Source organism: Mesobacillus thioparans, assembly GCF_965138835.1.
GTDB classification, from domain to species: Bacteria; Bacillota; Bacilli; order Bacillales; family Cytobacillaceae; genus Mesobacillus; species Mesobacillus thioparans.
This window is the reverse complement of the sequence record NZ_CBCSFH010000002.1, coordinates 311655-324799: the sequence shown is the minus strand read 5'-3', so window position 1 is coordinate 324799 and position 13145 is coordinate 311655. Positions and strand designations below refer to the sequence as shown.

Sequence of the window (13145 nt, the reverse complement as noted above, 5' to 3'; positions counted from 1 at the left end):
GCCAAACAAGAGAGGTTATGAAAGTACGTGTTATTCACCAGTTAAAAGCTGGCCTCCAGCTAATTTTTGAAAATGAGCCAGAGCTAGCAATGGAAAAACATATTCATAACAATGGTAATTGATATAAAAAGATCCAGCCATGCCTCTGCCTTTTGGATAGGTCGTCGTCCACTTTTTTTCCTTTCTATCCACTAAAAAAGCTGCACCGTTTTCAATTTCAGGCGTAACTTCAGTGGCCGCTGAAATCAGTGTGTCAAGAGCCCAGGCGGTATGCGTGCGGGTACTTTCACCCAGCGGCACATAACGATTTTTGATATCACTTTTACACGATTCTCCCCATCCGCCGTCGGGATTCTGGATTGTCCGAAGCCAGGTTAATGCTTTTTGAATGGCTGAATGCTTAGGGGAAACCCCAACTGAGATCATTCCCGTTACAGCCGCCCATGTGCCATAAATATACACGCCCCAACGCCCAACCCAGGAGCCATCAGAATTTTGATGCCGCAACAGCCAGCGAATCCCATCTTTAATCATCGGTTGGTGAAAATCCAAATTGGTATAGTTGCCGAAGAACTCCAAAGTCCTTCCCGTTAAATCAACCGTGGACGGATCAATCAATAAATCCTTGCCACCCTCTATCGGTAATAAGTTCAATATTTTTTTATCTACATTCTTTTCGAATGCCGCCCAGCCTCCGTCATTGTTTTGCATGGAAACAAGCCAGTTCACTCCACGATCCCATGCTTGCCGGTAATCCACCTTCTCTGTGGCCAAAGTACGGATTGCCCTCAGTGCAGCGGTTGTATCGTCAATATCCGGGTGGAATGTGTTCAAGTCCGCAAACCCCCAGCCACCTGGTAACAGGTCTGGTGCATGAATGGCCCAATCCCCGTATTTGAGATGCTGACGGGAGAGGATGTATTCATTAGCCTTGTGAACAGTGGGGGATGAATAGGGAACACCGGTTTCTTGCAGAGCATAACTAATTAATGTCGTATTCCAGACCGTAGCCGTTGTGTACTGGCAGTGAAGTTTTCCGTCAATCCGGGTGGCCATTGCTTTTAACCCTTGCACTGCACGGGTAATCACTGGATGTGTTTTATGATAGCCTCTAGCCATTAAGGCAAAAATCATCAGGGTAGTACAGCTGAAATAATTCAAGAAGGTGCCGTCGGGTTCGAGTCGGTCCAGCATATATTTTTCGGCACGATATAATGCCAGCTCGCGAAGGTTTCCATGGGATTTCAATCCCTTTATCCCTTGTTTAATCCAATTGATCAGCGAGCGCGCATCTTCTACTTGATCTTCTGTTAAAAAACGAACTTCTTTGTTTTGAAATAAATCGGAGAGATCAGGCGATCGTGGTGTTCGTTTACGGAAATTCGTATTGGCCAGAATCAAAAAAGGGATAAGGTTGGCTCTTCCGTATACGGAGATGTCAAAAAGGTTGATTGGGAAGGAGTCTGGTATAAGCATCACTTCAATATTTATGGGGAGGTGCGGCCACTCACATTGTCCTGTCAGTGCCAGCATGATTTTTAAAAACAAATGGACTTCCGAGGCACCTCCGTTGGCCAAAATAAACTTCCTGGCGGCCTGTATATCCTTGTCTTTTTTATTCCTGTAACCAGAATAAAGGAGGGCATAATAAGCTTCCACAGTGGATGTCAGATTTCCTTTTTCCTGATCGTGAAATAGCTTCCATGACCCATCTTCCTGCTGTTCTCCGGCAATCCGATCCACTAATTCTTTTATGAAATCTTCATCATTTATCTCCAACGTTCGTAATAAGATAATCATACTGCAGTCGGTTTGGATCCCAGTCTCGAAAGGATAATGCCAGGCACCGTTTTCTGATTGGTCCTGAATCAACTGATCAGCAATTCTATTCATTTCCTTATATACCCGATGCCTCATTTAACCCATCCTCTCCCGAATATTCATCTTTGTATACATATTCCTTGTGCAAAATGAATATGCATTCTTGACTGAACCACTAAAAATGAACTCTCATGAAGGATGATGCCGTTCTTGCTGAACTCTTTCTCAGATGTAAAAAAAGAATTAAAGAAAAAGGCGAAAAAGAAAGCTTTCGGTCATCTGCCTGATTTATTAGAAAAAGATAAACGATGGATTTATTTAATAAAAGAGCAGACTAGACAACTCAATCAAAACAATGTAACACGGACGCAGGCGTATTTTCAGTTTTACCTTCAGCGCCCTGAAATACATTGGGCTTTTCTTGGCCATATGGTATCGCGAAACGTCGGATGGAACATGACGGATTTAAAAGGGGAGTTGCTGACAAAGCTTTTATCTGATAGAGATCAGAAAGACTTTTTTTCGCTTTTGGAGCGCGGCAGTTGGTTGATATTTCAAGATGTGTATCCTCAATTTTTGATCTATGACCTGAGTGTGAGAGGCAGAAAGGAGATGTTCCATCTTTTACGTTATTTTCATGTTTCCACCTTCATGGAAACGATGTGGCGTTATTTTTGGAACAGTGGTGATCAAGCTGCATTGGCGTTTGCGATGGTGATCAATGAACAAAGCTATCTGGAAAAAAGATTGATCCAAAATCAGCATTATAAAAAAACCGTAACAGGTACGGTCAGCTTTAAAATGCACGATTTTTTGAATTTTAATAACATCATTTTTCCCTGTTGTACAGGGGATAAAAGGGAGAAAGCTTCGCTTACCGGTGGCACCCTACGCTATTTCACTTCGCTCCACGAGAGAATTTTATTCGGAAAAAAGTTGTATTCGCTTCTTTTTCAGCAAGAAAGAATTCTGGCTGGGGTCTTGAAATGGGCCCAAGAACATCCTCACACAGGCTCAAGGAAAGATTATTGGCCTCATTTGTTTAATGATATAAATGAATCTTTCCCCCGGTCCCTTTATAAGCGGCGGGTCAAGAATTGTGTGTTAAGAAAGGGGGCCGAACGGTTATACAGCCCGCCCTTAAAATACGCCTGGCCGGATACCCCTCATGAAAAGGCAGAGAGCGGGGATTGGTTTGAGGATTGGCATGTCCTCGATTATTTTCATAAGGAAGTCAGTGTGGATGGAGGAATTTTAACTAATTATTGCAAAACCATTGAAAAAATCGAACTTGCGGTTATGGCAAAGGAAACTATTCTATTGCGAGAAGAATAATTAAACATGAGCAGATTTTAAACATTATTAGGATATTCATAACTTTACAATCAAAAGGCTATCTTGATGTCTTTTGATTTTTTATTTTTTAAAACGAACAAAACATTATATCCTTTATTTATGGTGCCTTTTTAAGTGTTTCAACTGCTTTTGTCCCTCATTAAAAATTAAATTTTAGATAATTTATCCAAGTTCACACTTTTTTCGACACGAATTGTGTATAATTGAAACCAGCGGAAAATTTAATACATAAAGAATCTGGTGTCTGCTAAACGAATTTGAGTAGTTTAGAGACTTAATAGGGAAGTTGGTGAAATTCCAACGCGGTCCCGCCACTGTAACTGGGAGCTTCAAGCTTTATGCCACTGTACTATTTGTATGGGAAGGCGCTTGATAGCAATGACCAGAAGCCAGGAGACCTGCCTGATTCTTCGCGTCACAACCTACGAGGATAGGAGGTGTTTGGGAACGATTCTGGCTTTTTTAGGCGAACCGACACAAACATCTCCATGAGTAAAATGGAGGTGTTTTTTTAGTTTTATAGAACGGTTCTATTTTGTTGTGCAAAAAGTTTGCAGAAACAATCGAAATGATAATTCGGAGGAATGACAGATGAAGAAGTTGAATGCCTTTTTATTCGCACTATTATTAACAATCGGCGCTTTGGCTGGGTGTGGCAACGCAGAGCAGTCGAACGCGGAAAAGCCAAATAAAACTGAAACGGTCCAACAGGAAGAAGCAAAGTTCCCTGTTAGTATAAAGGATGGAACAGGACAAGAAGTCACCATTGAATCGAAGCCTGAAAAAATTGTTTCCCTGATTCCAAGCAATACAGAAATTGCATACGGGATAGGTCTAGATGAACAAATAATTGGAGTTTCTGATTTTGATAATTTCCCTGAAGAAGTGGCAGAGAAAGAGAAAATTGGCGGAATGGAATTTAATGTTGAGAAAATCGTTTCTTTAAAGCCTGATTTGGTACTTGCGCATGCTTCAGGTGCACATACTTCTGGGGCTGGCCTCCAGCAGCTTAAGGATGCTGGAATCACTGTTCTTGTCGTTAACGACGCAACTACATTCGATGCAGTTTATGAATCGATCAGCATGATTGGTACTGCCTCAGGTGAACAGGAAAAGGCCGATACTTTGATTGCAGACATGAAGAAAAAGATTGAAGAAATCAAAACACAAGCAAAGGAAATCAAAGAAGAAGACAGAAAGTCGGTATTTGTTGAAGTATCACCAACACCAGAAATTTATGCAGCTGGCAAGAATACCTTCATTGACGAAATGCTGCAAATCATTAATGCGGATAACACTGTAAAAGAAGAAGGTTGGCCAAAGCTAGACCCAGAGGCCATCATTAAAAGCAATCCTGATGTGATAATCACGACACATGGATACTATACGAATGAGCCGGTGAAAAATGTGATAAGCCGGAAAGGCTGGGACAAGATTACCGCTGTTAAGGAAAACCGTGTGGTTGATGTTCATTCCGATAAGGTGACAAGAACTGGGCCGAGGCTGACAGAAGGAGTAGAGGAGCTTGCCAAAGCCGTTTACCCGGATGTTTTCAAATAATTTGCAGACCAGCACAAAAAAGCAGGCACAGTCAAAGGCTTCTGCAAAGGAAATAGTCTTGAATCCAGCAGGCGGCTCAGATGAACCAGCACAAGTAAAAATAGGAGAAAATCATCTTAAGATGAAGCAAGATTACATTGTCTTAAATTCTCCGATCCCATTAAGAACGATGTCTTCCGGAGTTGTCGGAGCGGGAACCGGCTGGTACACCACTTTTGTAAACCGGCATGTGGACAAAGGTTATGACTGCAGCGACCATAGGGAAGAAATGATCCAATATTTGAAGGAGCAGGGATTACAGCCTGGAGATACAGTCGGGATGATGACGGCAGTGATGCTAGAGGATGTATCCTATAAGCACTATCAGGAAGAAGGGTTTTCAGTCTTTATCGTTGTTACAGCAGGTGTTGGAAACGCCATAGACGCTTCGAAAAGCAGTGAGTATTATTCTTTTGATATGTCGCCAGGAACGATAAATATTTGGATATTCGTCAGCGGAGAACTGACTGAGGAAGCTTTCATTCAGAGTATCATGACAGCTACTGAAGTGAAGACAAAGGCGCTTCACGATCTGGAAATAAGGGATAAGCTGTCAGGGTCAGTGGCAACAGGTACATCCACTGACAGCATCCTGGTTGCCTCAACACAACGGGGGCAAAAGCTTGATTACGCTGGCACGATTACTCCCCTTGGACGAATCATTGGCAAGGGAGTACATGAATGTACAGTGGAAGCAATCAGGAACAGCAAGAAAAGGGTGAGAATATGATCATGAACCACCTTACAGCCGTCACACTGGCTGTCATTCTTGATTGGTTTATTGGTGATCCGCCAAAGTGGCCGCATCCGGTGAAATGGATGGGAACACTTATTTACAAATTAGACAGAAGGATGAATAAAGGCAGAGGCAGAAAAGCCAAAGGAACAGCAATGGTCGCTGCTGTCCTGCTGGTTGTCGGAAGCATCGTTGTTCTGCTTACATTCTTCTTTTACTTCCTGCATCCTTTTGCAGGAATCCTTATGGAAGCTGTGATGATTTCAACAGCCATTGCCCAAAAAAGCCTGAAGGAAGCTGGATTATCGGTCTATTATCCACTTGCAGACAATGATATGGAAGAGTCGAGGCATAAGCTATCCTGGATTGTTGGCCGTGATACAGAGCAGCTTGAAGAACCAGAAATTGTCCGGGCTGCTGTCGAGACGGTTGCCGAAAACACGAGCGATGGCATCACAGCGCCGCTATTCTGGGCGGTGCTTGGCGGTGCTCCGCTTGCGCTAATGTACCGGGCAATCAATACCTGTGATTCGATGTTGGGATATAAAAATGATCAATACTTGGACTTTGGCTGGGCATCCGCAAAACTTGATGATTTGGCGAACTGGGTGCCTAGCAGGATTACCTCACTTTGTATGGTCGCGATGAACCGCCCGCTTTACATCACAAGAATTGCCGCCTGGAAAATGGTCAGGCGCGATGCCAAAAAGCACCTGAGCCCAAACAGCGGCTGGGGCGAGGCAGCGGTGGCAGCCATATTAGGTGTCCAGCTCGGAGGCACAAATTACTATAAAGGGATTATTTCAGAACGCGCTACAATGGGCGAAGCACTTGTTATGTTAGACAAAAATCATATTTTAGCAGCAAATAAAATCGTAACAGCTACTGTTCCGCTTTTTCTGGCAGTGCTGTGGTTTGGGGGGATTCTTGTTGAAATGGCCGTCACATGGTGCCAATCCACACTATTTATTTGAAGCGATGAATCTGCCGGTTCCAAACGAAAAGCTGGATTTCAGCGCCAACATTAATCCGCTGGGTCCGCCTCCTGTTTTAAAAGAAAATTGGTTTCGGCTTCTTGAGTCTGTTATGGAGTATCCGGATCCACATGGGACGATTTTGAAAAGTAAGATTGCAAGAAAGGAAGGATTGCACGAAAGCCATGTACTGCTTGGGAATGGCGGTGCTGAAATCATTTCGCTGATTGGCAGGATGCTTGCTGGAAAGCGGGCGGTGATTGTCCAGCCTGCTTTTTCGGAATATGAAGAAGCTTGCAGGGTGAGTGGCTGCCAACTGCAGTATCACCAGCTAGATGAGGGATGGGAATGGAGGGATGATGATTTAAATGCAAAGCTAAAGGGCGCTGATGCTTTATTTCTTTGCAATCCCAATAATCCAACTGGAGTGTACTATTCAAGGTCCACTATCCTTTATTTGCTGGAGGAATGCAGAAGGCATCAATGCTTGTTGATCGTAGATGAGGCGTTTTACGACTTCCTTGGAAAATACGAATCTATCACACATTACATAAAGGAATATCCTAATCTGCTCATCATCCGTTCGATGACAAAAATGTTTGCAATACCTGGATTGAGGCTTGGCTACTTGCTTGCAGACCCAGCTGTCATTAGCAAGATATCAGCATTCCAGCCGCATTGGAGCACAAATGCGATTGCCTTGAAAGCAGGTGAATGGTGTCTCGACAGTGAATCATACATAGACGAAACGAGGGCATTAATTGAACAGGAAAGAATGCGGCTTTTCCATTTCTATCAGAAACATGGCCTGCTGGTGTCCCAATCCAGAGTGAATTTTTATCTGTTGAAGGATCCATCTCTTGTTGACCAGCATTCCTTCCTGCAATACTTGCTTCATAGAGGAATAATCCCAAGACATACTGTGAACTTTCCTGGGCTTGAAGGAAAATGGCTGCGATTTGCCATCAAGGGACCTGAAGCCAACGACAAATTGATGGGGGAGGTGGAAAAATGGCTGGACAGTCGTCTTTGATTTTTATCAGCGGCGGTGTTCGCAGCGGCAAAAGCCGTTTTGCCGAAATCCTTGCAGGAAGTATGGAAGCCGAATATTCTGGACAGCTGCACTACGTCGCTGCAGGGCAGTCAGGAGATGTGGAAATGAGTGAAAGAATCATGCGGCATCAACAGGACCGTGAACTCAGCGGGCTGAAATGGAGAACATGGGAAATTCCAAGAAATCTATCTCCGCTTTCAACACTTCTGACTAAAAATGATATTGTCCTGATGGATTGCCTGACCACTCTGTTGAATAATGAATTTTTTCATGAAGATGGCCAGTGGGAAAAGACTGATTTCCCGAATAGGATCGTAACAAAGGTCATGAATGAACTGAGGCAAGTGGCTCAACAGGCAAGGACATTGATTGTTGTCAGCAATGAGGTCCTAGGGGAAGCAATAGGCGATGGTCGGCTTGTATTCACTTATGCTCAGGTACTTGGCCAGATCCACCAAGCTCTTATAAAAGAGGCGGATTATGCATATTTAGTTGAAGCTGGGCTGCCGATTTTAATGAAGGGAGAGGGTTCTCCGTGAGAGGGATTATGGTTCTCGGCACAGCATCCGATGTGGGGAAGAGCCTGATTGCCACCGCAATCTGCCGGGCATATGCAAAAGAGGGCGTTCGAGTAGCGCCGTTCAAGTCTCAAAATATGTCCAACAACTCGTATGTCACCTTTGATGGAAAAGAGATCGGCAGAGCCCAGGGGATCCAGGCAGAAGCAGCAAGGACAGAGGCGACAGTATGGATGAACCCTATTCTCCTAAAGCCGAGGTCCGACCAGGACGCTGAAGTAATCTTATTTGGTGAAGTGGCGAATACCTTATCCGGAAAGGCATACAGAGAGGTATTTTACGAGCGTGGACTTGAAGCCATTGGTTTCGCTTTAGAAAAGCTTGACGAAGAGTATGACATGATTGTAATGGAGGGTGCTGGCAGCCCGGTGGAAATTAATTTGAAGGACCGTGAGCTTGTTAACATGAAAGTCGCGGAAATCGCCGATGTTCCCGCTGTACTGGTAGCGGATATTGACAGAGGCGGGGTTTTTGCCAGCATTATCGGCACTTTGGAGCTTATGTCCCCCGAAGAAAAAGCAAGGGTAAAAGGCTTGATTATCAATAAATTCCGCGGAGACCAATCCTTGTTTGAAGACGGAATAAAATGGCTGGAATCCAGGACAGGGATTCCTGTTCTCGGTGTCTTGCCATTTCTAGAAAACCATATGATCGATGGCGAGGATTCCTTGTCGATTCCATCAGCTAAAAACAGGGAGGGTCTTGATATTGTGGTGATCAAGCCACCCTATATTTCAAATTACACTGATATAGAGCCTTTTTATCTTGAAGAAGACGTTTCAGTCCGCTGGGTCAGTTCACTGGAAGATATAGGTGTACCTGACGCGGTCATCCTGCCTGGCACAAAAAGCACCATCAAGGACCTTCAAAATTTTAAAAGTGCTGGCATTGACAGCTGGGTCCGCGATTATGCCGATAAGGGCGGTTTTATTGCCGGGATTTGCGGAGGTTATCAAATGCTAGGCGAGAAGCTCATCGACCCGTTCGGCAGTGATACCGGGGCTGTTTCTTCCGTGGAAGATGGAATAGGTATTATACCAGCGGAGACTACTTTTGCCAGGGTAAAAACAACCTCCAGGGCAGAAGGAGTGATTCATCCCTTGATAGGAACCGCACTTTCAGCAGCAGGTTATGAAATCCATCTAGGAGAAACTGTAATGACTTCAGCATACCAGCCGCTATTGCTATTAGACGGAGGCAGAGTGGAAGGATTCTATGGGAGTGATGGCCGAGTCATCGGCACATACCTTCACCATTTTTTTCATAATGATGAATGGAGAAATCACTGGCTGAATTCAATCAGAAGTGTCAAGGGACTGCCACTGCGAGATACGGTATATATCAGCAGGCAAAAGGACCAGAAGTATGATAAACTGGCCAACCATCTTGTGAAACATCTTGACTGGAAGAAGCTGAAGGAAATTTCAGAACAATGGAGAAGCAGACATGAAATGGTTTAAAGGGCTTTTGATCAATCTGCAGTTCTTCTCGACGGTTCCAATTCCTGTTGAATTGCCGATGGACAAAAAGCATCTTGAGAGAGCAATACAGACATTTCCTCTACTTGGGCTTTTGCAAGGTACCGTTTATTCAGCTATTCTCTTTGCGATTGTAGAGTGGAGTCCATTTTCGGATTTAGCGGGTGCCTTTGCAGTGTGGCTTGCTTACATTATTTTAACCGGAGGAATCCATCTTGATGGCTGGATCGATTCCAGTGATGCCTATTTTTCTTACCGCGATCAGGAAAAACGGTTAGAGATCATGAAAGATCCCAGGACAGGGGCGTTTGGTGTCTTGTCCGTAATAGTGCTGTTGAGTGCAAAGTTTTTCTTTATATACGAAATTGCAGGCATGCTGCACAGTGCTACCTATCTGCTAGCAATTGCTATTCCCTTCCTCGCCCGGATCGTGATGGGGACCCTGCTTGTTACTGTCAAACCCGCCAAAAATGAGGGGCTTGGGGCATTGTTTAATAATGCTTCTTCAAAAACAACATTATGGATTTACCCTTTATATCTTCTTGGGTTTGTGGGAATCCTGCTATTTTACGGCTTATATATTGGCGCGGCCAGCTATTTCGCTGCAGTCATTTTCATTGTGATGTTCCTTAAGAAGAAAATTATCGAATGGTTCGGCGGAATGACTGGAGATACGCTTGGGGCCAGTGTCGAATTGACGGAGGTTTTGCTGTGGATGACATTGTGGCTATTGCATTATTTCGCCATGGGATGACCTTGGAAAATAAACGACAGGCGTACCTGGGGTGGACGGATTCAACTCTGGTCACGGGACAGGTTTTAACTGAGATTCCCGTGAGCTTTGAGAGGATTTTTACCAGTGATCTTGGGAGGTGCAGGGAAACAGCTAAGATCCTCTTTCCAAATAATGTACCAGAGGTTGTACCTGAGCTCCGGGAAATGAATTTCGGTGACTGGGAAGGAAAAACATATGAACTGCTGAAAGATGATGTCATGTATCAAAATTGGCTGGATGAACCTTTCAAGGTTTCTCCTCCAAATGGTGAATCATTTTCTGCTTTTACTCTGCGCGTAGAGAAGGGCTGGAAAGACATAACTAAAAGAATAGTTGAAAATCGTATCCCGACAACTGCACTGGTCACCCATGGAGGAGTGATCCGGTATTTATTGACACGGTATGCTACTGAAGAGAGAGACTTTTGGGCTTGGAGCATTCCTTACGGCCAGGGCTATCAATTAATCTGGAGCAGAGAGGGTTTAAGGAGGGGAGATAGGTGCATTTCGTTACTGGAGGTGCCTTCAATGGAAAATCAAAATGGGTCAGAGAACAATATCAGTTAGAGGACCTGGAACATTCTTGGATTTCTGCTTACAAAGGGGAGGAAATCCCTGATCATAATAGTAAAAAAATCATCGTTCTGGAAGGCATCGAGGTATGGATTAGAGAAGTGACTCGAAGCATTCCGGCCGATGCATGCCGGGAAAAATGGCAGTCACTTGTCCGAGGGTGGATGAAGTGGGAAAGTATGGACGAGGAACGAAAACTGGTGCTGATTGGAAATGACATTTCGAAGGGCATCGTTCCCATTGCACCCGAAGATCGATTGTGGCGCGACGCAACAGGATGGGTTTACCAGGATCTTGTTTCAGCTGCTGAGCGGGTTGATTTGATCTGGTATGGAATCAGTCAGAAACTAAAATAAAGGGGAATGGACATGAGACTATATACGAGAACAGGCGATAAAGGAAAAACTAGCATTATCGGAGGTCGGGTGGAAAAAGATGATATTCGTGTAGAGGCTTACGGAACAGTCGATGAAGTAAACTGCTTTGTTGGCCAGGCTATTACCCAGCTGAATTCGGAGATTTTTGCTGATGTCCTTGAAGACCTTGAAAAGATCCAGCATGAGCTGTTCGATTGCGGCGGGGATCTGGCAAATGTAACAAAGAGCCGTGAGCTTAAGCTGACAAAGGAATCAGTTGACTACCTTGAACAGAAAATCGATGAATTGATTGTGGAAGCTCCGAAGCTTGAGAGATTCATATTGCCTGGAGGAGCTCCTGCTGCCGCATCGATTCACCTTGCCCGTACGGTCACAAGGAGGGCTGAAAGATTAGTCGTTTCATTGTTGAAAGCTGACCCGGACGTTTCGGAAACAGCTTTACAATTCTTGAATCGACTGTCCGATTATTTCTTCGCCCTTGCCAGGGTGATTAATTTCAGGCTAAATCTGCAGGATGTGGAATACGTACGAAGTGCAAAAGTGTTCAGGGAGGGGAAGCGCAAGGAGGAAAAGCAGAGTGAAAAATAGGGAACGATCCTGGTTAGCCATGTTCATCGCTCTTTCAGCAGTTGGAGCTTTCATTAAGATTCCCGCAGTGATAGGGAGTGTCGCTTTAGATACCTTGCCTGCCCTTGTGGCTGCAGGAGTTCTGGGAGGAACTGCAGGAGCAGCCGTCGGCGGAATTGGCCATCTCCTTTCTGCACTGGCTTCTGGGATGCCGCTGGGACCATTTCATTTCCTGATTGCCGGTGAAATGGCGCTGCTGGTTTATTTTTTCGGCGCGTTAAAAAAAATCGAAAAAAACTGGTCAGCAGGCGTACTATTTATTCTTGGCAACAGCTTCGCTGCACCGCTGCCGTTTATTCTGTTGATGGGAAAGTCTTTTTACCTAGCAATCGTTCCGTCGCTGTTTTTTGGTTCCATTTTAAACACAATCCTTGCTTTTATCGTTTTGCCGAGGATTGCCAGAGTAGTTGGCAACAACCGGCCATTTTCGGGACAGGCATAAACTAAGTTAAAATTCAGCAGGGAGGAAAAAAGCTAGTGAGAGATATTTTAATCATTCCTTTATCAGAAGAAGAAAATCTGGTGATAGCAAGTGATAACAGTGGCAGTATTGGGATGAAGAGGAATGATGCGGTTCAGGTTCCATATAAAATGGTGGCTTACTATTTATTCCGAGTGGCTGTAATGGAGTGCATAAGTGCGGCTGCAACACCTTTTGCGGTCGTTATCCAGAACTTCTGCGGTGATAACGACTGGCATGAACTTTTAGAAGGTATAGAACAAGGAATAAGTGAGCTTGAAAAGCTAGACATCCAAATCACTGGCAGCACGGAAACCAATTTTGTGATGAACCAATCGGCAGTTGGCCTAACTGTACTGGGAAAAAGAAGGGCAAACGTACATAGTGATAAGCTGAAATACAATTCAGGAACAAGCATAGCTGTCATTGGCTCCCCGCTGGTTGGGCAAGAGCTTTTGGAAATGGAAGAACAGGTTGTGCCATTGTCGGTTTTCATGGAGGTTTGCGGTATGGAAGACGTGGCAACGATACCTGTTGGCTCCAGGGGGATCCTTCATGAGCTGAATGCCCTGTTTGACGGTACACCATTCACTGAACAAAATGTGGATTCAACGGTCAAACTAACGAAATCATCTGGTCCATCGACCTGCTTTGTTGCAGTTTGTCCGACAGAAAAACTAGATGAATTGAAATCGATTTCCGGCCGCTATTATTATGAATTAATCTATTCGGGGTGAA

General features: G+C 44.4%; 14 protein-coding genes and 1 riboswitch. Of the genes, 13 read left to right on the top strand and 1 reads right to left on the bottom strand.

Annotated features, from left to right (window positions below):
• Positions 1–30 precede the first annotated feature (30 nt).
• Complete coding sequence (gene shc, locus ACNAZ4_RS06110) at positions 31–1917, bottom strand: squalene--hopene cyclase (RefSeq protein WP_415813347.1); 1887 nt, start codon at positions 1915–1917, stop codon at positions 31–33.
• 105 nt (positions 1918–2022) lie between these two features.
• Between shc and ACNAZ4_RS06105 the strand changes: the two genes are divergently transcribed.
• The 13 genes from ACNAZ4_RS06105 to ACNAZ4_RS06045 all read left to right on the top strand — a co-directional run bounded on the left by ACNAZ4_RS06105 (position 2023) and on the right by ACNAZ4_RS06045 (position 13144).
• Positions 2023–3156 carry a DUF2515 family protein gene (locus ACNAZ4_RS06105; RefSeq protein WP_415813523.1) on the top strand — a complete coding sequence of 378 codons (1134 nt, stop codon included), beginning with the start codon at positions 2023–2025 and terminating at the stop codon, positions 3154–3156.
• Between the two features lie 242 nt (positions 3157–3398).
• Positions 3399–3597, top strand: a riboswitch (cobalamin riboswitch).
• A 171-nt stretch (positions 3598–3768) separates the two neighbouring features.
• On the top strand, positions 3769–4737 hold the full coding sequence (locus tag ACNAZ4_RS06100; RefSeq protein WP_415813346.1) for an ABC transporter substrate-binding protein: 969 nt from the start codon (positions 3769–3771) through the stop codon (positions 4735–4737).
• Positions 4703–5506 carry an adenosylcobinamide amidohydrolase gene (locus tag ACNAZ4_RS06095; RefSeq protein WP_415813345.1) on the top strand — a complete coding sequence of 268 codons (804 nt, stop codon included), beginning with the start codon at positions 4703–4705 and terminating at the stop codon, positions 5504–5506. Before ACNAZ4_RS06100 ends, ACNAZ4_RS06095 begins: the two co-directional genes overlap by 35 nt.
• Positions 5503–6486, top strand: a complete 984-nt coding sequence (cbiB, locus tag ACNAZ4_RS06090; protein WP_415813521.1) for an adenosylcobinamide-phosphate synthase CbiB — start codon at positions 5503–5505, stop codon at positions 6484–6486. The genes ACNAZ4_RS06095 and cbiB overlap by 4 nt, the downstream gene beginning before the upstream one ends.
• Positions 6443–7519: a threonine-phosphate decarboxylase CobD gene (gene cobD, locus ACNAZ4_RS06085; RefSeq protein WP_415813344.1), complete on the top strand. Its 1077-nt coding sequence runs from the start codon at positions 6443–6445 to the stop codon at positions 7517–7519. Before cbiB ends, cobD begins: the two co-directional genes overlap by 44 nt.
• On the top strand, positions 7498–8079 hold the full coding sequence (locus ACNAZ4_RS06080; RefSeq protein WP_415813343.1) for a bifunctional adenosylcobinamide kinase/adenosylcobinamide-phosphate guanylyltransferase: 582 nt from the start codon (positions 7498–7500) through the stop codon (positions 8077–8079). The genes cobD and ACNAZ4_RS06080 overlap by 22 nt, the downstream gene beginning before the upstream one ends.
• On the top strand, positions 8076–9578 hold the full coding sequence (locus ACNAZ4_RS06075) for a cobyric acid synthase (protein WP_415813342.1): 1503 nt from the start codon (positions 8076–8078) through the stop codon (positions 9576–9578). The genes ACNAZ4_RS06080 and ACNAZ4_RS06075 overlap by 4 nt, the downstream gene beginning before the upstream one ends.
• Positions 9565–10350 (top strand): adenosylcobinamide-GDP ribazoletransferase, encoded by a 786-nt coding sequence (gene cobS / locus ACNAZ4_RS06070; protein ID WP_415813341.1) that lies wholly within the window; start codon positions 9565–9567, stop codon positions 10348–10350. Before ACNAZ4_RS06075 ends, cobS begins: the two co-directional genes overlap by 14 nt.
• On the top strand, positions 10308–10937 hold the full coding sequence (locus ACNAZ4_RS06065; protein WP_415813340.1) for a histidine phosphatase family protein: 630 nt from the start codon (positions 10308–10310) through the stop codon (positions 10935–10937). The genes cobS and ACNAZ4_RS06065 overlap by 43 nt, the downstream gene beginning before the upstream one ends.
• Positions 10871–11299, top strand: a complete 429-nt coding sequence (locus tag ACNAZ4_RS06060) for a bifunctional adenosylcobinamide kinase/adenosylcobinamide-phosphate guanylyltransferase (protein ID WP_415813339.1) — start codon at positions 10871–10873, stop codon at positions 11297–11299. The genes ACNAZ4_RS06065 and ACNAZ4_RS06060 overlap by 67 nt, the downstream gene beginning before the upstream one ends.
• A 12-nt stretch (positions 11300–11311) precedes the next feature.
• On the top strand, positions 11312–11908 hold the full coding sequence (locus tag ACNAZ4_RS06055; protein ID WP_415813338.1) for a cob(I)yrinic acid a,c-diamide adenosyltransferase: 597 nt from the start codon (positions 11312–11314) through the stop codon (positions 11906–11908).
• Entirely contained in the window at positions 11898–12389 is a 492-nt protein-coding gene (locus ACNAZ4_RS06050) for an ECF transporter S component (protein ID WP_415813336.1), read from the top strand. Before ACNAZ4_RS06055 ends, ACNAZ4_RS06050 begins: the two co-directional genes overlap by 11 nt.
• Before the next feature lie 35 nt (positions 12390–12424).
• Positions 12425–13144: an ATP-binding protein gene (locus ACNAZ4_RS06045; RefSeq protein WP_415813334.1), complete on the top strand. Its 720-nt coding sequence runs from the start codon at positions 12425–12427 to the stop codon at positions 13142–13144.
• Position 13145: the final 1 nt, after the last annotated feature.